The sequence below is a fragment of the Nocardia sp. IFM 10818 genome, assembly GCF_054655275.1.
In genome coordinates, this window is record NZ_BAAHJH010000001.1 from 5,995,530 (window position 1) to 6,015,506 (window position 19,977).

General features: G+C 65.0%; 17 protein-coding genes and 1 tRNA gene. 7 read left to right on the top strand and 11 right to left on the bottom strand.

Translation table 11 applies throughout. The annotated features are described in order from the left end of the window. Nucleotides 1-155: 155 nt before the first annotated feature. Nucleotides 156-1,631: a glyceraldehyde-3-phosphate dehydrogenase gene (locus tag ACYQ5L_RS27945; RefSeq protein WP_459961219.1), complete on the bottom strand. Its 1,476-nt coding sequence runs from the start codon at nucleotides 1,629-1,631 to the stop codon at nucleotides 156-158. Between the two features lie 233 nt (nucleotides 1,632-1,864). Between ACYQ5L_RS27945 and ACYQ5L_RS27950 the strand changes: the two genes are divergently transcribed. Then, nucleotides 1,865-2,761 carry a bile acid:sodium symporter family protein gene (locus ACYQ5L_RS27950; protein ID WP_459961220.1) on the top strand — a complete coding sequence of 299 codons (897 nt, stop codon included), beginning with the start codon at nucleotides 1,865-1,867 and terminating at the stop codon, nucleotides 2,759-2,761. A 281-nt stretch (nucleotides 2,762-3,042) separates the two neighbouring features. Here the strand turns inward: ACYQ5L_RS27950 and ACYQ5L_RS27955 are convergent, their stop codons facing one another. Together ACYQ5L_RS27955 and ACYQ5L_RS27960 are read right to left on the bottom strand one after the other, a co-directional pair. Then, nucleotides 3,043-4,242: a lipid-transfer protein gene (locus ACYQ5L_RS27955; protein ID WP_459961221.1), complete on the bottom strand. Its 1,200-nt coding sequence runs from the start codon at nucleotides 4,240-4,242 to the stop codon at nucleotides 3,043-3,045. After that, nucleotides 4,235-4,681: a Zn-ribbon domain-containing OB-fold protein gene (locus tag ACYQ5L_RS27960; RefSeq protein ID WP_459961222.1), complete on the bottom strand. Its 447-nt coding sequence runs from the start codon at nucleotides 4,679-4,681 to the stop codon at nucleotides 4,235-4,237. The genes ACYQ5L_RS27955 and ACYQ5L_RS27960 overlap by 8 nt, the downstream gene beginning before the upstream one ends. A gap of 132 nt (nucleotides 4,682-4,813) precedes the next feature. On the opposite strand from ACYQ5L_RS27960, the gene ACYQ5L_RS27965 reads away from it, so the two are divergent. Then, nucleotides 4,814-5,602: a GTP-binding protein gene (locus ACYQ5L_RS27965; protein ID WP_459961223.1), complete on the top strand. Its 789-nt coding sequence runs from the start codon at nucleotides 4,814-4,816 to the stop codon at nucleotides 5,600-5,602. A 1-nt stretch (nucleotide 5,603) separates the two neighbouring features. On the opposite strand, the gene ACYQ5L_RS27970 is transcribed toward ACYQ5L_RS27965, so the two are convergent. Together ACYQ5L_RS27970 and ACYQ5L_RS27975 are read right to left on the bottom strand one after the other, a co-directional pair. Continuing rightward, nucleotides 5,604-7,625: a glucosidase family protein gene (locus ACYQ5L_RS27970; protein WP_459961224.1), complete on the bottom strand. Its 2,022-nt coding sequence runs from the start codon at nucleotides 7,623-7,625 to the stop codon at nucleotides 5,604-5,606. A gap of 11 nt (nucleotides 7,626-7,636) precedes the next feature. Beyond that, nucleotides 7,637-9,121: an AMP-binding protein gene (locus ACYQ5L_RS27975; protein ID WP_459961225.1), complete on the bottom strand. Its 1,485-nt coding sequence runs from the start codon at nucleotides 9,119-9,121 to the stop codon at nucleotides 7,637-7,639. Nucleotides 9,122-9,353: 232 nt separating this feature from the next. Here ACYQ5L_RS27975 and ACYQ5L_RS27980 point away from each other — a divergent pair, with 232 nt between their 5' ends. Genes ACYQ5L_RS27980 through ACYQ5L_RS27995 form a run of 4 tightly spaced genes read left to right on the top strand, consistent with a single transcriptional unit; the run spans nucleotide 9,354 to nucleotide 13,931 of the window. Then, the gene (locus ACYQ5L_RS27980; RefSeq protein ID WP_459961226.1) at nucleotides 9,354-10,601 is read left to right on the top strand and encodes an extracellular solute-binding protein; all 1,248 of its coding nucleotides are present in this window, start codon (nucleotides 9,354-9,356) and stop codon (nucleotides 10,599-10,601) included. 8 nt (nucleotides 10,602-10,609) lie between these two features. Then, complete coding sequence (locus ACYQ5L_RS27985; protein ID WP_459961227.1) at nucleotides 10,610-11,563, top strand: carbohydrate ABC transporter permease; 954 nt, start codon at nucleotides 10,610-10,612, stop codon at nucleotides 11,561-11,563. Further along, nucleotides 11,560-12,438 carry a carbohydrate ABC transporter permease gene (locus ACYQ5L_RS27990; protein ID WP_459961228.1) on the top strand — a complete coding sequence of 293 codons (879 nt, stop codon included), beginning with the start codon at nucleotides 11,560-11,562 and terminating at the stop codon, nucleotides 12,436-12,438. Before ACYQ5L_RS27985 ends, ACYQ5L_RS27990 begins: the two co-directional genes overlap by 4 nt. Next, nucleotides 12,438-13,931, top strand: a complete 1,494-nt coding sequence (locus ACYQ5L_RS27995) for a beta-N-acetylhexosaminidase (RefSeq protein ID WP_459961229.1) — start codon at nucleotides 12,438-12,440, stop codon at nucleotides 13,929-13,931. The genes ACYQ5L_RS27990 and ACYQ5L_RS27995 overlap by 1 nt, the downstream gene beginning before the upstream one ends. Nucleotides 13,932-13,999: 68 nt before the next feature. Here ACYQ5L_RS27995 and ACYQ5L_RS28000 read toward each other — a convergent pair whose 3' ends face one another. Together ACYQ5L_RS28000 and ACYQ5L_RS28005 are read right to left on the bottom strand one after the other, a co-directional pair. Continuing rightward, nucleotides 14,000-16,009, bottom strand: coding sequence for a hypothetical protein (locus ACYQ5L_RS28000; RefSeq protein ID WP_459961230.1), 2,010 nt, complete (start codon nucleotides 16,007-16,009; stop codon nucleotides 14,000-14,002). 35 nt (nucleotides 16,010-16,044) lie between these two features. Then, entirely contained in the window at nucleotides 16,045-16,920 is an 876-nt protein-coding gene (locus ACYQ5L_RS28005; RefSeq protein WP_459961231.1) for a 5'-methylthioadenosine/S-adenosylhomocysteine nucleosidase family protein, read from the bottom strand. A gap of 115 nt (nucleotides 16,921-17,035) precedes the next feature. Here ACYQ5L_RS28005 and ACYQ5L_RS28010 point away from each other — a divergent pair, with 115 nt between their 5' ends. Next, nucleotides 17,036-17,788 (top strand): NUDIX hydrolase, encoded by a 753-nt coding sequence (locus ACYQ5L_RS28010; protein ID WP_459961232.1) that lies wholly within the window; start codon nucleotides 17,036-17,038, stop codon nucleotides 17,786-17,788. A 49-nt stretch (nucleotides 17,789-17,837) separates the two neighbouring features. Here the strand turns inward: ACYQ5L_RS28010 and ACYQ5L_RS28015 are convergent. The 4 genes from ACYQ5L_RS28015 to ACYQ5L_RS28030 all read right to left on the bottom strand — a co-directional run bounded on the left by ACYQ5L_RS28015 (nucleotide 17,838) and on the right by ACYQ5L_RS28030 (nucleotide 19,829). Next, nucleotides 17,838-17,912, bottom strand: a tRNA-Val gene (locus ACYQ5L_RS28015). Between the two features lie 30 nt (nucleotides 17,913-17,942). Then, complete coding sequence (locus ACYQ5L_RS28020; RefSeq protein ID WP_459961233.1) at nucleotides 17,943-18,407, bottom strand: peroxiredoxin; 465 nt, start codon at nucleotides 18,405-18,407, stop codon at nucleotides 17,943-17,945. An 89-nt stretch (nucleotides 18,408-18,496) separates the two neighbouring features. Then, nucleotides 18,497-18,919 carry a DUF3052 domain-containing protein gene (locus tag ACYQ5L_RS28025; RefSeq protein WP_379196378.1) on the bottom strand — a complete coding sequence of 141 codons (423 nt, stop codon included), beginning with the start codon at nucleotides 18,917-18,919 and terminating at the stop codon, nucleotides 18,497-18,499. A 352-nt stretch (nucleotides 18,920-19,271) separates the two neighbouring features. Next, on the bottom strand, nucleotides 19,272-19,829 hold the full coding sequence (locus ACYQ5L_RS28030) for a hypothetical protein (protein ID WP_459961234.1): 558 nt from the start codon (nucleotides 19,827-19,829) through the stop codon (nucleotides 19,272-19,274). Between the last annotated feature and the right edge of the window lie 148 nt (nucleotides 19,830-19,977).

A 19,977-nucleotide genomic window follows, 5' to 3' on the forward strand; every position in this document is an offset into this window, starting at 1 on the left:
GGCGAGGCCGTGGCTTCTCCAATGCGAAAGCCCAGCGGGAACTCGGCTGGGAGCCGAGCTACCCGTCGTAGCGGGAAGGCTTCCGGAAGGAACTCGTATAACAGCGTTCGGCCGCCGCGGAAAACCGCGGCGGCCGAACGGGTTTCGGGTCCGAACTACGCGTCGGCAGCGACCAGCACGGGGGCATCCTCCTGCGCACCCGGTCGCGGGTACGTCGGGTATTCGATGCCCGAGATGTACTGCACCGTACGGACAACCTGGCACGAGTAGCCGAATTCGTTGTCGTACCAGAGGTACAGGATGGCGGTGTCGCCGTCGACGATGGTGGCGTTGGCGTCGACGATGGACGCGGCGCGGGATCCGATGAAGTCGCTCGAGACGACGTCGGTGGCCGCGGTGTAGTCGAGGTTGCGGCTCAGCGGACCCGACAGCGACACCTGGCGCAGGTACTCGAGCACTTCGCTCGTGGTGACCTCGCGCTTCAGCTGCAGGTTCAGGATGGCGACCGAAACATCCGGCGTGGGAACGCGAATCGAGTTTCCGGTGATCTTGGCCTTGAAGTCCGGCATGGCCTTCGCGACCGCCGAGGCGGCGCCGGTCTCGGTGAGCACCAGGTTGAACGGCGCGGAACGCCCACGGCGGTCGGCCTTGTGGAAGTTGTCCAGCAGGTTCTGGTCATTGGTGAACGAGTGCACCGTCTCGACATGCCCACGGACAATGCCGAATTCGTCATCCATCGCCTTGAGCGGCGGCACGATGGCATTGGTGGTGCAGGACGCGCAGGACACGATCTGCTCGGACTGGTCGAGCGCGAGGTGGTTGACGCCGTGCACGATATTCGGGACGTCGCCCTTGCCGGGCGCGGTGAGCAGCACCTTGGCGATGCCCGGCCGCAGGTGCTGCGACAGCCCCTGCCGATCCCGCCACTTGCCGGTGTTGTCGATCAGGATGGCGTTGTCGATCCCGAACTCGGTGTAGTCGATCGTGGTCGGGTCATCGCTGTAGATGAACTTGATCACACTGCCGTTGGCGGTGATCGTATTGTTCTCCGCGTCGACCTTGATCGTCCCGTTGAACTGCCCGTGCACCGAGTCCCGCCGCAGCAGCGACGCCCGCTTGGCCAGATCGCCCTCGCCGCCCTTGCGCACCACCACGGCCCGCAGGTTCAGCCCATTGCCCGACCCGGTCTTCTCGATGAGCAGCCGCGCGACCAGCCGCCCGATCCGCCCGAACCCGTACAGCACCACATCCCGCGGCCCCTGCGCCTCGGCCTTGTTGCCGCCGGTCACCTCCGCCAGCACCGCCGCGGTGAACTCCGGCACCGACAGCCCCCGCGCATCGGTGCGGTACGCCATGACCAACCGCCCGAGGTCGATCTTGCACGGCCCCAGATCCAGGCCGCTGAGCACCTCGAGGAACGGCAGCGTCTCCTCGACCGACAGCTCCTCCCCCTCGATCTGCCGCGCGAACCGATGCGTCCGCAGAATGCTGATCACCGACTTGTTCACCAGCGACCGGCTGTGCAGCAGAATCGTCACCCCCTTCTCGCGATACAGCCTTCCAATAATCGGAATCATCGCCTCCGCGGAAGCCTCGTGAGCGTTCCAGCGGTCAAGGTGGTCGTTAGTCAACACAAGTCCTCGGGGTTTCCTCGATCTGTTTGTCGATCGATGCTATCCAGGGCCGCACTATCACAAGGCTCCGCTACCCCCTTGTGAGGTCAGCCAGCCTTTCGGCGGTGATGCAGGCCACACGGGAGGTCACGCCGCACCGGGCCACCATCTCTTCGGGCTCGCGCTCGGCCGCACCTGTGGCTAACGTCGTCAGCCGGCGTTGTTCGGGGGCACGGTGAAAGGAGATCCACATGGGTTCAACGATTTTCGCGGTTCTATTGCCGATTGCGCTGGCGTTGATAATGTTCGGGCTCGGGTTGACGCTGACCGTCGAGGATTTCGCGCGGGTGCTGCGGTATCCGAAGGCGGCGGTGATCGCGCTCGTGTGTCAGATGCTGTTGTTGCCGGCGGTCTGCCTGGGCCTGATCTACCTGTTCGGGCTCGAGGGAGCGCTCGCGGCCGGGATGATGCTGCTCGCGGCCTCCCCGGGCGGACCTTCGGCCAATCTGTTCAGCCACATCGCGGGCGGCAATGTTGCGCTCAATATCACTCTGACAGCGGTGAATTCGGTGCTGGCGGTGTTCACCCTGCCGCTGGTGGTGGCCCTGTCCTTCAGCTTGTTCCTGGACGATTCGGAATCGATCGGCCTGCGTCCCGACAAGTTCGCCCAGGTCTTCGCGATCGTGCTGATCCCGGTGGCGGTGGGCATGTACGTCCACCACCGCTACACCGCCTGGTCCGAACGCATGCGCGGCGCCGTGAAGATCCTGTCGATCGTGGTCCTCGTCCTGGTGGTCACCGCCGCCGTCGCCAAGAACTTCGACACCCTCACCGAGAACATCGGCAAACTGGCCTCGATCTGCCTGCTCTTCGCCGTAATCAGCCTCACCGTAGGCTATTTCGCCCCCAAACTCTTCAAGGTCGAAACCGACGAAGCCATCGCCTCCGCCATGGAGATCGGCATCCACAACGGCGCCATCGCCATCGCCGTGGCCACCTCGGTCCTGCACAACAATCCGATGGCGGTCCCCGGCGCCGTCTACGGCGTCCTCATGAACATCCCCGCCGCCGCGGCCGCCTACCTCCTGGCGCGCCACACCCGCCGGACTCGGGCGGTCCCACAGCAAACCGCGACGGGCGCCGCCTGAGCCTTGGGCACGGTCCGTGACTACTCCGCTGCCGCGACCGGCATCCTGGTCGCGGCGAGGCCGCCGATTTCCTGCGCGACCGCTGCGGGATCGGCGGCGAGGGTGACATGAGCGATCTGGTCGAGGCGGCCGCGAATCGGGTGATCAGGTGGTTGCGTCGGATGTCCTCATCCCCGCAGCGTATTGATACAGACTTGTGCCTACGAAATCACCCCTGCCACAGCCACGATCGGTAGCCGAGAACCCACTCATGACCTGGGTTCTCGGCCGACTCGACAGGTTCAGCGGGTGACGATGGTCGCCGAGCCGTGGCCGAAAAGTCCTTGGTTCACGGCGATTCCCGCGCGGGCGTTCTCGACCTGGCGGCCGTCGGCCCGGCCGCGCAGCTGCCAGGTGAGTTCGCAGATCTGGGCGATGGCCTGGGCGGGGATGGCCTCGCCGAAGCAGGCCAGGCCGCCGCTGGGGTTGACCGGGATTCGGCCGCCCAATGTTGTTGCGCCGCTGCGCAGCAGTTCTTCCGCGCCGCCTACCTCGCAGAGGCCGATGTCCTCGTACCAGTCCAGTTCCAGGGCGGTGGACAGGTCGTAGACCTCCGCGAGGGACAGGTCTTCGGGGCCGAGGCCGGCCTCTTCGTAGGCGGCGTGGGCGATGGCGGAGCGGAAGGTGTGGGGCGGGGGTTCGACGGCCACGGCGGAGTCCGTGGCGAAATCCGGGAGATCGAGGACGGTTTTGGGGAAGGTCGGGGTGACCGTGGACAGGGCGCTGATGCGGACCGGGTCGGTGATGCCGCGGCGACGGGCGTAGTCCATCGAGGTCAGTACCAGCGCGGCGCCGCCGTCGCTGGTCGCGCAGATGTCGAGCAGCCGTAGGGGATCCGAGACGATCGCGGAGGCGGCGATCTCCTCGACCGAGACCTCCTTGCGGTAGCGGGCGTACGGGTTGTTCAGGCCGTGCCTGGCGTTCTTCACCTTGACCGCGGCGAAATCGTCGAGCGTGGCGCCGTGCAATGCCATGCGGCGGCGGGCGTACAGGGCGAAGTAGATGGGGTTGGTGGCGCCGAGCAGGTGGAAGCGCAACCAGTCCGGGTCGTCCCGGCGTTCGCCGCCGACCGGTTGGAAGAAGCCCTTGGGGGCGGCATCCGCACCGACCACCAGCGCTACATCGCACAATCCGGCCAGGATCTGGGCGCGGGCGTTGGCAATGGCCTGTGCACCCGAGGCGCAGGCGGCGTAACTGCTGGAGATCCGTGCACCCGACCAGCCGAGGGCCTGAGCGAAAGTCGCGCCGGAGACGAAGCCGGGGTAGCCATTGCGGATGGTGTCGGCGCCGGCGATGTACCCGACATCGAGGTGGTCGATGCCCGCATCGGCCAGCGCCGCACGGGCCGCGACCAGCCCGTACTCGACGAAATTGCGCCCCCACTTCCCCCATTGGTGCATGCCCGCGCCGAGGACGGCGACATCGCGATTCGTGTCAGTCATTGACCGGCCTCCACATCCACACCGTGTGCTCTGCCTCGTCGTCCTCGTACAGCGTGCCGACGGTCAACTCGACCGGCATGCCGACGGCCAGGTCGTCCACCGTGATGCCGCGCACGACCTGCCCGAGGATCACCATCTGCTCGACCTCGAGCTCCACGGCCGCGACCACGTACGGCTCGAAGGGATCCGGCGAGACATAGGGCGCGGGCGGCTTGTACCGGGCGTCGGCATACGACCAGATCCGGCCGCGCGTGGAAAACAGGTACTCGCCGAGCTCGGAGCCGTCGTGCGGACCCGTGCACCGGGGATTCCGGCAGGCCAGCGTGTTCTTCGGGAAATACGGCGTGCCGCAGGCGCCGCACCGGCTCCCCTTCAGCCGCACCGCGCCATCGTCCGCGGTGAACCAGTCCGCCACGGCAGGGCGTTGTTCTTTCTGCACAAGCCCGACGGTATAGGAACACGTTCTACTTTGGGGTGGAATTCCGCTCCGCCGACGCGCGGCCGACGGTACGGTGAGTCCAGATTGAGGATGCGCCGACCTCCTCGAGTCGATCTGGAGTACCGCAACGCGATGGGCACCAAAGCCATTGACCCGCAGTCGATCCGCAATGTCACCCTGATCGGCGATCCCGCCGAGACGACCCGGCTGATCCATCGGATCCAGCACAGTTCCGGCAAGCCCGGGTCCGGTTCGGCAGCCACGGTCACCTGGTCGGCGAACCACGTCGAGCACACGATTCGCCTGTCCGAACTGCCGAGCCGCACACCCATCGCCGGCCTGGAACGGTCGATCCGGGTGGCGGACAGCGTGATCGCGGTCGTGAACGCCGCCACCCACGGCATCCCACGCCTCGAAACGATGCTGCGAATCGCGGACGACCATCAAGTCGCGCGGCTGTGCCTGATCACCGGCCTCGATCACCCCGACGCCGACTTCGATCGGTGCGTCGGCGCCATCTCCGCTGTGCGCGGCGCGGTCCCATTGACGCTGCACAACCCGCTCGGCCTCGGCGCCGACTTCGAGGGCGTGATCGACCTGATCGCGATGTGGGGCCTCGAACCGCTGGCCGCCGAAATCTATGGCAGCCATTGGCAGATCGCCGAGCAGCGCTACCGCACCCTCGTGAAAAACCTGGTCGAACAGGGCAGTTCGGACCCAACCGCCTGTGGCTCGCGTGAGATAACCCTCGCCCAGCTCCATGGCCGCATCCGCTACCTCACGCGCATCGGCGACATTGTGCCCGTCCTGTGCAGCGCGTCTCCCACCAGCAATGACATGGCTCCGTTCCTGGACGCCATCGTCCGATACCTGCCCTCCCCCATGGACATCTGCCAACCAGAAGCCGCTCTCGACTACTGACTCAGGCCCCGGGCGGTCGCACCGCGAGATACACGCTGCTCCACAGTTGCGCCGCATTGGATTCGGTGACATCGGCGGTATTCGCCCCGAACGGGGTCGACCGGAATGCGCCGTTCTCGAATCGCCAGCCCCAGAGTTCGGAACTCCGCATATCCGCCGCCGCATTGATCGCACCCCACAGCGAGTCCTGGGCCGCCACCAGCCGATCCCGGACCGGGCCCGGCAGGTCGGTGCGCCGAAGCTGGCGTTCCAGACCGCTGGCGAATGCCGCCTGCACCCAGGACCAGACCACCGTGCCGTGATAGTCGTGCGTGGTGAACCGCGCCTGCAGATCCGGGCTCGCAAATACCGGGTTGGCCACGACCATCCCGGCTCCGGTCAGCAGGCCGAGCGGGAACGGGCGGATCAAGGTGCTCACCTTCGCCTCGAGTTCGTCGGGCGTGGGAGCGCCGAACAACAGGTCGAAGACATCGTCGGAGTGGACGATCGGGATCGGTTCGCCGTCCGCGCCGAGCGAAACTGCCGGGAATGTCACCGGATTCGGCCCGGCCGCCGGGGAGGGAACGCCGATGCCCGTGGCGTAGGCGTCGATCGCCTGCTGGGCCTGTCGCGGGTCGACGGTCACAGTGAACAAGCGCGGCGCCTCGGCCCGCCAGATCTTCGCATGCGGCGCGGCGAACGACAGTTCCAGGCGCGTTTCGTCGTCGAGGAATGGCGCGAGCACGCCGCTGTCCAGCAGCCGCGCCGTCGCCTCCAGCGCGGCGGGCACCAGGATGGCATTGACGTCGTACGGATAGCGACCGCCACCGAGCCCGATATCGCTGTCGCGCCACTGCCCGGAATCCCGGCCCGCCTGCAATGCGATCAGATTCCCGAACCGCGGATCGCCGGCGAAGGCCGCAGCGCTCGACACCACCAGCCGCAGATTGCGGACCAGGGCCTGCCCGAGGTCGCCGCGCAAATAGGCGTCCGCGCGTCCCGCGCCCGCCCGATCGTCGAGCAGGTAGGCGGCGGCAACCGGGGCGAGCAGATAGCTTTCGTCGACCATGTTGTAGTCGAGAATCGGCTCGCCGGTCAGCACCGCATTCTGCTGTTTCCGGGTGAGCACCGCGAACTCCGACAGGGACTCCTCGTGAGCGACAGTCCCGTCCGGGCCGAGCCTGGTCAGCACGGCCCGCAGGCCCGCCTCGGTCGCATCCGGGGCCAGCACAGGCATCAGCATCATCATCGAGATCAGCGTGTCACGGCCGAAATACGTGTTGTATTGCCAAGATCCGCCGAGAAACTTCTCCCGGTAGCTCAGGAAGGTGAGGGTGTTCCTCGCACTCTCGTTGTCGGCCTCCGAACCGTTCAACAGCTCGTTTCCCGCCAGCGGCGCGAGCGGTGTATCGCCGGTCATCGCCGTGACGCGCAGGCCGATCCGGCCGTCGGCACCCGCCGTGATCACCTCGCCGGAAGTCGCCGTGCCGTGCACGACCTCGAGACCGAGCCGGTAGCCCGGCCCGCCGTCGAGCCGGTCACGATCCCAGGTGAGGGTGCTTCCCGAAAGCGTCGGCGGTACAAGAACTTCGGCCGGTGCGATGCCCTTCTGGTTGTAGTCCCGCAGTACCCGGACATTCGAGAGCACGGCCTGCCGCACCGTCAGACTCGGCGCCGCGACCGACGCCTCGAACTCGATCCCGCGCCGCGGCCGCCCACGAGAGTCCGTATCCGCCCGCGCCTCCGGAGCTGCGTCGAGCTCCCATTCGGCCCCGGTGGCGAGCGGTTCGAACCACACCCCGGTTCCGCTGTTCCCCGCCGGAAACGCCACCACGATCCGCAGGTTCTGCCCCGACCGGAGCACCAGATGAGCCGCGCTCTCACCATCCCGGAAGAAGTAGTTGAGATTCGATCCCTCCCGCACCTGGAACCGAAAACCCGTGGCAGCGACATCCTTCGCCCCGGTATAGCCGGTTACCACGAACAGCGCCACAGCGGCGAGCAGCGCGACTCCGTACCTGCCGAACGACCTCGCCACCCGCATGATCGAGCTCCCTAGTCGACGTACTCCGATGTGTACAGCGATCGCAATTGGCGCTTGTAGATTTTCCCACTGTCGTCCCGCGGCAGTGCGTCGACGATCCGAATCGTGGTCGGAATTTTGTAGTCCGCCAGCCGCCCGGTCAGAGCGTCCCGGACGGCGTCGTCGCTGAGCCCCGAACCCGGACGCGCCACAATGTGCGCCGCCACCGCTTCACCGAGATCACCGGCATCGGGAATGGCGAATACGGCGGCATCGTCGACACCATCCAATGCCATGAGCGCATTCTCGACCTCAGCGGGATAGATGTTCACACCCCCGCGAATAATGATCTCGCTACTGCGACCGGTCAGATACAACCAGCCCTCGGCATCGACCCGGCCGATATCTCCCACCCAAATCATGCCTTCCACAAGACTTTCCGGCGCGCCCTGCCCCAGGTAGGTGAATGTCGGCCAGTAATCGGCCCCGCGCACATAGACCCGGCCGACCTCGCCGGCGGGCAGCGGCTTGCCGTTCTCGTCAGCGATGAGCACCGCCGACCCGTCAACCGGCCGACCGACGCTACCCGGGTGCTCGAGCCATTCCGCGGCGCTGATCCAGGTAATGGTCCCGGCCTCCGAGCATCCATAGAACTCCCACAACGCATCCCCCAACATGCTGATAGCAGCCCGTTTCACGCTCGGTGCACACGGTGCGGCCGAATGAATGACGTGAGTCAAGCTGGAAATGTCATAACGCCCGCGAATTTCCACCGGCAGCGACTGCACCCGCGACAACATGGTCGGCACCACCTTCACCTGCTGAATCCGATGCCGATCGATCAACCGCAGGAACTCCTCCCCCGTGAACCGCGGCATGATCACGATGTCCGCCCCCATCCGCAATCCCAAGACCGCCACCGCATTCGGACTCGTGTGATACAGCGGCCCCGCAACCAGCATCCGCACCCCCGGCCCCAACCCCATCCGCTGAGCCGTGGCCCCCGCGATCCCCAGCACCTGCTCCGCCGACATCCGTTCCCGCACCACCCCTTTGGGCGCACCAGTCGTCCCGGACGTGTAGGTCAACCCCAAACTGTCCGCAATAGCCCCCTCGACATGACCGAGCGGCTCCCGCTGCCCCTCGATCCACTCCTCCATCGTCGGAAAATCCACCACCATCGGCGTCACCGCGGCATCCGCCACGGCCGCTTCGACAACCGGCAGAAACTCGGCCTGCGCGAAGACCACCCGCACACCCGCGTCGCCGAGCACGTGCGCCACCTCCCGCGCCCGCCATCGCGTATTGACCGGCACCGGATTGGCCCCGCAATTCGCCGCCGCAAGCGAAATCTCCAGAAACTCAATCGAATTCCGAGCCATGATCGCCACCCGATCGCCGCGCCCAACCCCGGCCCCCACGAGCGCCGCAGCCAACCGCCCAGCCCGCTCGAGCACTTCGGATTGTGTACGGACGAGATCTCCACAGGTGACGGTCGGCGCGCTCGCGAGGCTCATGGTCAGCCAGTCTGGCACGAAATGCCGTGCCGCCCATCGATGTGAAGCAGCCCACATTCGGCTATTGAACGTGATCCAGGTTGATGCTAGAACTTGGTGGCATAACTCGCAATCACCGTTGCATAATTTGCAATCGCCGAGCGTGACTTAGAAGGTACCGATGTCGCACCGAGATTTCCGGCCCAGAGTCGTTGGCGGACTAACGAAACGCGCACTCATCGCTGGAGCGGCGATGTTCCTGTTCGCCGGATGCGCGCCGGTGCAGTCGGGCCCGGCGGGCGAGGGCGGCGACGCGAAGACCGGCACCGTCCGGGTCTGGCTGTTCGACGAGGCCAACCGCGCCCCCAAGGAGGCGGTGATCAACGAGGCCATCGCGGAATTCACCTCGGGCAAGCCGGATGTCGCGGTCGACGTGCAGTGGGTGCCGGTGGCGGCCCGCGCCGACAAGTTCGCGGGCGCGTTCAACGATCCGAGCAATGCGCCCGATCTCGCCGAATTCGGGAATACCGATCTCGCGGGGTATGCCGTCACCGGCGCGTTCGCCGATCTCAGCGCCGATATCGCGTCCTGGCCGGAGGGCGGGGACCTCATCGACTCGGTGCTCGACACGGCGAAATTCGAGGGCAAGACCTACGGGTTGCCGTGGTTCACCGGTATTCGCGCGTTGTACTACCGCACCGACGTGTTCACCGAACTGGGACTGCGACCGCCGGCGACGCTCGCCGAGCTCGCCGATACCGCCCGGCGCATCCGCGCCGCCAAACCCGAGCTGTATGGAATCGCGGTGGGCGGCAAGTACACCTACGCGATGCTGCCATTCCTGTGGGCACACGGCGGCGAACTCGCGGTCAATGACGGCTCCGGCTGGAACGCCGCGGTGAACTCGGATCGGGCGCGGGAAGGCATCACCCGCTACACCGAACTGATCCGTGACGACATCTGCCCGCCCGCCCAGTGCGCCGATCTCACCGGCACTCAGAGCGTCACCGCCTTCGCGGGCGGCAAAGCCGGCATGACCATCGGCGGCGACTTCAACCGCAAGGCCATGGATCAGGGCGCGGTCAAAGGCAATTACGCGGTGATTCCGCTGCCCGGCACCCGAGCCGATTCGGTCGCACCGGCATTCGCGGGCGGCAACCTGCTCGGCGTGTTCAAGGCCAGCGAACGGCGCGGCCTGGCCGTCGAATTCGCCGAGCTGCTGGCGGGACCGAAGTATCAGGAGAAGATGTACCAGGCGATGGGCAACCTGCCGACCTTGCGCGGCGTCCAGAGCAAGCTCGCGGCCAATGATCCGTTCCTGGCGCCGTTCGTCCAAACCCTGCAAGCGGGAACGAAGTTCGTGCCCAGCACGCCGGCGTGGTCGAAGATCGACAGCCAGAACATCCTGCCCACCGCGCTGCAGCGGATAGCCACCGGCGCCGAAGGTCCCGATGCGGCGCTGGACGCCGCGGCGGCCGAGATGAACAAGGCGTTCGAGTAGGCCCACCGATGGCTGTCCAAGAACTACCGGTGCTGAACCCGGCAGCCACGCCCGCCCCGAAACCCCGTCGCCTGAAACGAGATACCGTCACCGCGTGGCTGTACCTCGCCCCCGCCGGGTTGCTGCTGCTCGCGATCCTGGTGTATCCGATCTACCAGATCGTGCTGATCTCCTTCTACGACTACGGGCAGGAGCAGGCCGCGGGCGCGGCGCCGCTGCGCTGGGTCGGGCTCGGCAACTATCGCGCGCTGCTGGGTGACAGTCAGTTCTGGACGGTGCTGGCCAATACCTTCGGATTCGGCGCGGTCTGCGTGATCGGCGCGCTGACGGTCGGCACCGGTCTGGCGGTGCTGGCCACCCGGGTGCGCGCGCTGCCGCGCACGCTGTTGTTCCTCGCCGCGCTCGGCGCCTGGGCGACGCCGGCCGTCGCCGGTTCCTACGTCTGGCTGTTCTTGTTCGACACCGACTTCGGGTTGGTCAACGAGACGCTGTCCGGCATCGGATTCCGCTCGATGGAGGGCCACTCCTGGACCTACGGCACCTTCAGCGCGTTCGGATTGGTTGCCGCCGAGGTGATCTGGTGCTCGTTCCCCTTCGTCATGGTGACCATGTACGCGGGCATCAAGGCGATCCCGCGCGAGGTGCTCGAAGCCGCGGCCCTGGACGGCGCATCGACCTGGCGCACCACGATTTCGGTGATCCTGCCCATCCTGCGACCGCTGCTGTTCATCGCGACGGTGCAGTCGATCATCTGGGATTTCAAGATCTTCACCCAGATCTACGTGATGACCAATGGCGGCGGCGTGGCCGGGCGCAACCTGGTGCTCAACGTCTACGCCTACCAAAAGGCTTTCGCCGGACAGGAATACGGTCTCGGCTCGGCGATCGGCGTCATCATGACCCTGCTGCTGTTGTCGATCACAGGACTCTACGTCCGCACCCAGCGACGGAGCGAGCCATGATCGTGAAACCTTTGTCGCCCAATCGGACTCGCCCTCGCCGAGTAGGTCGTCTGATCACCGAAACGATCACCGTGGTGATCGCCGGCCTGGTCGCCTTCCCGCTGTACTGGATGGTGCTCTCGGCGATCAAACCGCCGGGCGAGATCCAATCGGCCACACCGAAACCGTGGACGCTCGCCCCCAGCTGGGACAGCTTCACCCGGGTGCTGTCGATGAACGGCTTCGGCCGCTACTTCCTCAACAGCCTGCTGGTCGCCGTTGTAGTGGTGGCATTCTCCCTGCTGCTGTCGTTCCTGTCAGCGGTGGCACTGACCCGCTTCCGCTTCCGCGGCCGGACGGTGCTACTGGTCATGATCCTGGTCGCCCAGATGATCCCGGTAGAGGCGCTGACGATTCCCCTGTTCTTCCTCATGCGCTCCATCGGCGACACCGCCCCCGCCTTCGGCCTCAACGAACTCGGCTCGATCATCCTGGTGGACTTGGTATTCAGCCTGCCTCTCGCGATCTGGCTGCTGCGCGGCTTCACCGCCGCGGTACCGATGGAACTCGAGGAAGCCGCCAAAATCGATGGCGCGAGCCGACTCCGATTCACCTGGCAGATCCTGATGCCGCTGGTCCTGCCCGGCCTGGCGGCAGTGAGCGTCCTGTCCTTCATCCACGCCTGGAACGACTTCCTCTTCGCCAAGACATTCATCATCTCCAAAACCGAAAACCAAACGCTGCCCCAAGCGGTCCTGGTGTTCTTCAAACCAGAGGACACCGACTGGGGCGCGGTAATGGCGGCCTCAACCCTGATGACAATCCCAGCGCTGGTGGTGTTCATCCTGGTGCAACGCAAACTCGTATCCGGTCTCGACGGGGCGGTGAAGGGCTGATGTCCAGTGATAAGGGGCTGATCCCAGGTTTCGACACCCTGCTCCCCCGCCCAGTCTCGGCCACCCCGCTACCCGGAACCTGCCCCTACCCCACCGACATCGTGGAGCACACCGACCCCACTGTCCCCGCCGAGGGCTACCGCCTGACCATCACGCCAACCGGCATCGAGCTACACACCTCCGATAACGCGGGCTCGTTCTACGCCCGGCAAACCCTACGCCAACTGGCCGGACCCGACGCCTTCCGCGCCGCCCCCATCCCCGGCCGGCCCCTCACCATCCCGTGCGGCGTCATCGAAGACCACCCCCGATTCGCCTGGCGCGGTTGCCTCCTCGACGTAGCCCGCCATTTCCGCACCAAGTCCGAGATCCTGCGCTTCATAGACCTCCTCGCCGCCCACAAACTCAACGTCCTCCAACTACACCTCACCGACGACCAAGGCTGGCGCATCGAAATCCCCGACTTCCCCCGCCTAACCCAAATCGCCTCCTGGCGAACAGGTTCCATGGTCGGCCGTCACGACGGCCCAGAACGCGACGGCCGCCCCCACGGCGGCTACTACACCACCGACGACCTCCACGAAATAGTCGCCTACGCCGCTGCCCGAGCAGTCACCGTAATCCCCGAGATCGACGTCCCCGGCCATACCCGAGCCGCCATAGCCGCCTACCCCGAACTGGGCCCCGCCCCCGAAAAGCCTTGGGGAGTCTGGACATCCTGGGGCATCAGCACAAGCCTCCTACACCCCTCCGCCCACGCGCTGGACTTCTTCCACCGCGTCTTCGACCACGTCCTCACCATCTTCCCTTCCCCCGTCATCGGCCTAGGCGGCGACGAAGCCCCCGGCTCCACCCCCGCCCACGGCCAATTCGTCGCCGACCTGGCGACCTACCTAAAATCTCGCGGCCGTACCCCTCTGGGCTGGGACGAGGTCCTCGACATCGACACCCTCCCACCCATGGTGATCGGAGTCTGGCGCGACGACGCCGAGGCCACCCGCGCCGCCCACGCGGGCCACCAGATCGTCCTATGCCCGGAAGACCACTTCTACCTAGATCATCGCCAGTCGGACCACCCCGACGAGCCCATCCCCGTCGGCTACCTCCACACCCTGGAACACGTCCACTCCTACACCCCACCGGACGATCCCCACATCCTCGGCCTCCAAGCCCAAATCTGGACCGAACACCTGGACACGGCCCGCCGCGTCGACTACGCCACCTTCCCCCGCCTCTGCGCAATCTCCGAAATAGCCTGGAGCCCACCCCCTCACGACTACACCGAATTCCTCCCCCGCCTCCGCGATCACCACCTCCCCCGCCTAGCCGCCCTAGGCGTCGAATACCGCCCCCTGACCGGCCCCCACCCCTGGCAAACCCGCCCCGACGTCCCGCACTCCGCCCATCGCCCCCTGCCGAACCGGAGTAACGCCCCGCCCGAACAATCACGTGCTTCTCCGGCAGTTTCCGTTCCAGGAACCTCCTCAGCTTGACAGTGCCGGGCCACAAACTGTTCCACGACAACGTGGACCTGATCACGAAATCCAGGTCTAGCGGTATCTCAGTTTGTTCTGGTGTAGGTCACGCCCGTCCGCACGCCTCCTGCCGACGGAGAACTTGTACACCAATTTCGCGCCCACCGCTGTCTGCGCTCCCGGTCACGAGCAATCCAGTCCCGGCCCTCGGTGGCCACCGCTTCGAATATCTGCAAGGCGCTCTCGAATGCCGAGAACTGCGCGTATCTCGCATCCTCAGGCTCGTCACCCGCCACCGTTCCGCCATCTCCTGTCTCTCGGGAGTACTCCCGGACTTCGGCGATGCAGGTGCCGTTGAGCAGGATCAGACGAAACGCTCGCTTGGTGAGGTTGTCGGTTGAGGGATGCCCGTCGGCCCGGAACTTCCGAATTCCCTTCTCCACTACAGAAGCCGATGCGACAGCATCATACGTGCACATCTGGCGCTGTTCATTTCGCACATCGCCGGTGGTGAAATTCAAATATGTTCGCGTAGTTCGCATTCCGTATTGAGTGAGCAGGAAGACATGAACCAGATAGGCCTCATAGCGGGGCGGCCCGTCGATGAACCTGGCTTTGCGGGCGTAGGGCGCCCGTTCGGTCATCACCACGTGCGTCACCAGGTCACGTTCGCGAAGATTCGCTCGCCGCAGCGCATCATTCTTGAGGTGAGTCTTGTCCAAGGCCAGCCAGCGCGCCATCTCCGCATCGGTCGGACGGTCAGCCAGAGCTTGGATCCACCAGTAATACTCTGTCAATTCTTCGGTTAGGAGCACTTCAGCATCCTGATCAAGCAGACCTCGTACTCGTGAGACCGAGCGAATGCGAGCGATACCGCGAATACCCCACCAGCCGCCAACCGCGAGGAGAAGGGCCATGAAGTGGCCGATGCCCGCCAATAAGATTGGTACGCTTCCCCACACCACTAAGCCAATGATCCGCAGGTTTGCGGCCCGTTGCGTACCGGATGACTCTGCCGTTGGATAGTAGTACTGTCGCCCAAACCGCGTGTCATGCCACATGATCAGCCACTTCAGCTCGGCGGAGCGACAGTCGTCAGCATCGTACTGCTGCTGAAGCCTACGTTTGAGACATTCTCGATAGCCTGCTGAAATTTCCCACAGACCGCTGGAATCCCCATCCCGAAAACACTTATCGACCAATTTGCCAAACTCCGTCTCCTGCAGATCGGGCCGCGGCACGCAATTCGCCCACGCGCTATCCGTATGCCGCACATGGGTTTGCCACACTGTGGTGCAACGTATCGCCAGACAGCAACCGACCACGATGGATACCACCCCGATCAGGGAGATGACGGTGATCCCATCGAGCAGCATGGACCCCATCGCCAGTGCTAGTGCGACAGATCCAAAGACCGCGTCCCGCCAGTCGGCAACCGAGGACGGAGTCGGCGGCGTCAACCATTTCGCCGGTGGTCGAGGATCAGCTTCGAAGAACTTCCACGCCCGCCTGGCCCGGTTGCCACTCATCCGTTCCACTGCGACCTGGTGTTTGCGCTCACCGGTAAGCCGCTCCTGCACAGCGCCACCGAGAATCAGGTCCATGTGCCTGGCGATCTCGTCTTGCCGATCCGCGTTCAATGCGCCGAACATCTGCAGCGCGGACGCCAGTTCCTGCTCGACAGATCCCTGACCGAACTCCGCGATGGCGTAACGCAGCAGCCTGTCGACTACCTCGAGCGCTTCCTGCCAATCATCTCTCGGCTCTTTTGCAGCCATGCTCATGACGATGCGGATATCGCGTGACTGCTCGGCGGTGATGTCGGTGAACGGACGGTCGCTGAGCACCGAAAGGACATAGAGGTAGGCGCGTTCGGTGGTCGCGTGACCGTTCATGACCAGATCGCGCAGGATTTCCTCCGCTTGGCGGGGACTGCCGCCGTCGATGTGCGCCCGGGCCACATCTTGCCTGTGGTCCGGTGAATCGCCGGAGACGTAGGTGTAGAACGTCGCATCGTGTAGAACGGCTCCGTCGAGTTGCACACCAACCTGCTGTCCGACATGCGCTTCGCCGGTCGCGGTGACGTCGCTGTCCACCGATATTCCACTTTGTGTGGGGTGAACGGCTGCATTCATATTTGCCCCCAGTTGAGCTGCACACCAACCTGCTTGTCGACCTTCGCCTGATCACGCGCGATCACCTTGCTGTTGATCGCCGGCAAGGTCGATGCCGGCGGAATGGGCGGGGCTGGCGTCGGATCAGGTTCCGAGTCGAGGAGAACGGCCAGCTCAATGGCGAACGCAGCAGCATTTTGCGCGGCGATCGATTGACCGCCTGCGCGGTCCGCACTCGCTTTCATCCCGTCCGCGTGGTCACTGATACCGCGGACCACAACCGCAGGCGCGTGATCGCCGAGGGCGGCCGCATGCGCGAACCCTGACCCCTCCATTTCCACTGCGATCGCGTCGTTGAAGGAAGAGCGGATGCGGCGAGCAAGTTCCGATGTGGTGGAGTTCAACACCACATCCCCCACTGCGATCGGCTCGAAGTGCACATCGGGCTCGGCCGCTCGTTCGCGCTCTGGCAGCGAGCTGTACCAGCTATTGCCTCTGCGCAGCCGCCGAGCCACCTGGTCGATCCGATGTGAAAGCTCCCACGAACGTGGCCGCACCAGAAACGCATCATCCTCACTGCGACCGCCCTGGTACGAATGCACCTTGGTGGCCACCACCACGTCACCGATGGCCAGCCAGTCTCGCAAGCCACCGGCGATGCCGACGAACATCATTGCAGCGGGCGAGAATTCGGCTCGCGCACGTTCGGTGAGCGCCGCCGCACTGGTGGTACCCGCCCCGGTGATCCCCACAGCCACACGATGCCCTGGACGTCCGGCGATGGTACCCACATCGAACAAAGTGCCCTTGTCGTGCGCATGCACTTCGATGTCGACCAGATGCCCCAGAACGGCGTCCTGTTCGACACCGAGGGCAGTCAGAATCACGATCATTGTTTCTCCCCAACGTGATCGGAGCGGAGCATCCATCGAGCCCCTCCGCTGAGCGACGCTATCCGCCTGTATGCTTTACGTCAATAGGACGTAAAGTCTCGAAGAGGAGGCGGACATGACCGAAAACAGCTGGCAAATCCCCGAAGTCGCCATCGCGGTCGACCTTGCTGTACTCACTGTGCGGGATGGCCGGCTGCAGATCTTGTTGGTAGAACGGGGAATCGAACCGTGGCGAGGCTTCCTCGCCCTGCCCGGCGGATTCCTCGACAACAACCGTGAAGACCTGGACACAGCGGCAGAACGTGAACTGGCCGAAGAGACCGGCCTGGACCTCGGCCACGCACACCTGGAGCAACTTCGCACCTATGGTTCACCGAACCGGGATCCACGCAGACGCGTGGTGACCGTCTGCTATTTGGCTTTCGTTCCCGACCTTCCAGCACCGGAAGCAGGCGGCGACGCGCGTGCGGCGGCATGGCTACCCGTCGAATCCGTACTGTCCGCTGGCGGTTCGGTACGCACCCGGCTGGCCTTCGACCACGAGCAGATCATCTCCGACGCGGTCGAGCGAGCCCGAAACAAACTGGAGTACACCACGCTCGCCACCCGGTTCTGCCCAGCGGAGTTCACCGTCACCGAGCTCCGCAGGGTTTACGAGATCGTCTGGGGCGAAACCTTGGACCAGCGGAATTTTCACCGCAAGATCACTAACACACAGGGAGCGTTGATCCCCACCGGGGAGCAGACCAACCGCCACGGTGGCCGCCCCGCAGCGCTCTATTGCCGCGGCCCCGCAGAAATCCTGCATCCGGCAATACTGCGCACAACCACCCAAAGCCAGCTCGAACAGAATCGATCCGAGATCTGATGGGAAATCTTGTTCGGACCGCCGGGCGGTGGTCCGAACAAGATTCTCATGGTGGGCGCAGAGGGGTTCGAACCCCCGACCGCTGGTGTGTAAAACCAGTGCTCTACCGCTGAGCTATACGCCCCGGGTGCGCCGGGTGTGACGGCGCAACGGTCTATGAATCTAGCGCGGTGAGCGCTTTCTCCCAAGCCTGCTGGTCACGGGGCTCTCCGGGGCCGTTCATTTCGGCGAAGCGGATGATGCCGTCCTTGTCTACTACGAAGGTGCCGCGGTTGGGGTAGCCGGATTTTTCGTTGAAGACGCCGTAGGACTGGGCTACTGCGCCGTGGGGCCAGAAGTCGGAGAGGAGGGGGAAGGTGTAGCCCTGTTCGGCGGCCCAGATTTTGTGGGTGGGCGGGGGGCCTACCGAGATGGCGAGGATTTCTGCGTTGTCGTTCTGGAACTTGGGGAGTTCGTCGCGGACCTTGCAGAGTTCGCCCTGGCAGATGCCGGTGAAGGCGAGGGGGTAGAAGACGATCAGGACGTTCTTCTTGTCGCGGAAGGACGAGAGGGTTACTTCCTGGTTGTTCTGGTCCTTCAGGGTGAAGTCCGGGGCGACTACGCCGACCTCTAGTGGCATGCGGGAACCTCCATCTGTCGGGCATTCGGGCAGGCGGCGACTCACCGGGGGTGAGCGCCGTCTGGCGAAAACCTTAGCGAAGACGCGAGTTAGCGCTGCTTCGAGGGCGTTTTGGGCTGGGTGAGTTTGGTACCGGTCCAGGTGCCGAGGCTTACCGGGGTGGTGGAGGTCAGGCCGGCCGGGGTGGCCGATTCTGCGATCTCGCTCGGGTCGACATGCCCTGGCTGGCCGGTTTTGGGGGTGAGGACCCAGACGACACCGTCGTCCGCGAGAGGAGTGATGACATCCATCAGCTCGTCCACGAGGTCGCCGTCGCCGTCCCGCCACCAGAGCAGTACGACGTCCACCACCTCGTCGGTGTCCTCGTCCAGGAGTTCGGAGCCGACGACCTCTTCGATATCCGCCCGCAGGTCGTCGTCGGTATCCTCGTCCCAGCCCAGTTCCTGAACCACCATGCCGTGTGCAATGCCAAGCTTCTGAGCGTAGTTCTGCGCGTCCGCCGCGGCGACCACGGTGGTGTCCTCCTCAACTCCCGAGACAATAGGTAGTTGCAAGCGAACATGGTTATGGGCTTCAGCGCAAGCCGATCGACCGAATTCGCACCCTAAATGTCTTATGTGAGACCCGAGAGTCTGTGCACCGACACGCCGCGCCGGACACATTTCGCCCGACACGCCGCCCATATTCGCCCCGCTCACAACCGGTTTCACCAGACGCGCGCTCGCTTCGCATCGCCTCCAGCGCATGAGTCATCCCGCAAGGCTCGCTTCGCATCGTCTCATGCGGATAGCGAGCCTCGCTTCGCGTCGGCTCGTGCGCGCTGCCAACCCACAGAGCTCGCTTCGCATCGGCCGATGCGAGTCGTCAGCGAGCGGGGCAGGTGCTCCGTACCGCATTGAGCGCGTCGTTGACCGTGCGGCTCGCCTCGTTCAGCGGCGCCACCGACGACGTCGACGACATCTTCCGCACCTCCGCCGCCAGCGCCCGGGCCGCGTTCACGTAGTCGGTCAGCTTCGTCGCCAGGTCCGTCGGCAGGTCCGCGCCCGACGCGTTCACCTGGGTTTCCACGGTGCGCGCCGCGTCGTCGAGGGCATTGGCCGCGGTGTCGCGCTTCTGCGCCTGGTCCGCGGTATTGCCGTCGTGGGCGTCGACGAAGTCGTTGTAGCGGTCGACTGCCGTCCCGGTGGTGGTGCGGAACGGATTGCAGTTGTCGGCTATCGCCTTCGCTTGGGCGGCGGCCTTCTTCGACGAGGTAGCCGCTGCCGAAGAGGAGGCCGCTTCGGCCCGAAACGACGTGGCCGCAGCCTGATCGGCTGTCGGGGTACCCTCGACCGAGTTGGCGCAACCTACGAGAACCAATCCCGCGCCAAGGGTCGCAGTAGTGCAAAACATCCCGAACCCACGCGGGTTCAGCAGCTTCATCGTCCTCCCCGTTCCGCCTAGGCCGGTTCCCTGGAGACCGTACTGGATTTCCGGCTGACATGATGACCTGGGACGCATCATGCACGAGGATGTGAGATGCGCCCCAAACCAATCGTTACGGGTATGCCGTCCATCAGCGGCTACCCGG

Excerpts from the sequence above, each read along its gene's own strand:
- ACYQ5L_RS27995 (WP_459961229.1), top strand. The coding sequence starts at position 12,438 with ATGTCCAGTGATAAGGGGCTGATCCCAGGTTTCGACACCCTGCTCCCC.
- ACYQ5L_RS28005 (WP_459961231.1), bottom strand. The coding sequence starts at position 16,920 with ATGATCGTGATTCTGACTGCCCTCGGTGTCGAACAGGACGCCGTTCTG.
- ACYQ5L_RS27970 (WP_459961224.1), bottom strand. The coding sequence starts at position 7,625 with ATGCGGGTGGCGAGGTCGTTCGGCAGGTACGGAGTCGCGCTGCTCGCC.
- ACYQ5L_RS28020 (WP_459961233.1), bottom strand. The coding sequence starts at position 18,407 with ATGCCACTAGAGGTCGGCGTAGTCGCCCCGGACTTCACCCTGAAGGAC.
- ACYQ5L_RS27990 (WP_459961228.1), top strand. The coding sequence starts at position 11,560 with ATGATCGTGAAACCTTTGTCGCCCAATCGGACTCGCCCTCGCCGAGTA.
- ACYQ5L_RS27975 (WP_459961225.1), bottom strand. The coding sequence starts at position 9,121 with ATGAGCCTCGCGAGCGCGCCGACCGTCACCTGTGGAGATCTCGTCCGT.
- ACYQ5L_RS27965 (WP_459961223.1), top strand. The coding sequence starts at position 4,814 with ATGGGCACCAAAGCCATTGACCCGCAGTCGATCCGCAATGTCACCCTG.
- ACYQ5L_RS28010 (WP_459961232.1), top strand. The coding sequence starts at position 17,036 with ATGACCGAAAACAGCTGGCAAATCCCCGAAGTCGCCATCGCGGTCGAC.
- ACYQ5L_RS28030 (WP_459961234.1), bottom strand. The coding sequence starts at position 19,829 with ATGAAGCTGCTGAACCCGCGTGGGTTCGGGATGTTTTGCACTACTGCG.
- ACYQ5L_RS27955 (WP_459961221.1), bottom strand. The coding sequence starts at position 4,242 with ATGACTGACACGAATCGCGATGTCGCCGTCCTCGGCGCGGGCATGCAC.
- ACYQ5L_RS27950 (WP_459961220.1), top strand. The coding sequence starts at position 1,865 with ATGGGTTCAACGATTTTCGCGGTTCTATTGCCGATTGCGCTGGCGTTG.
- ACYQ5L_RS27980 (WP_459961226.1), top strand. The coding sequence starts at position 9,354 with ATGTTCCTGTTCGCCGGATGCGCGCCGGTGCAGTCGGGCCCGGCGGGC.
- ACYQ5L_RS27985 (WP_459961227.1), top strand. The coding sequence starts at position 10,610 with ATGGCTGTCCAAGAACTACCGGTGCTGAACCCGGCAGCCACGCCCGCC.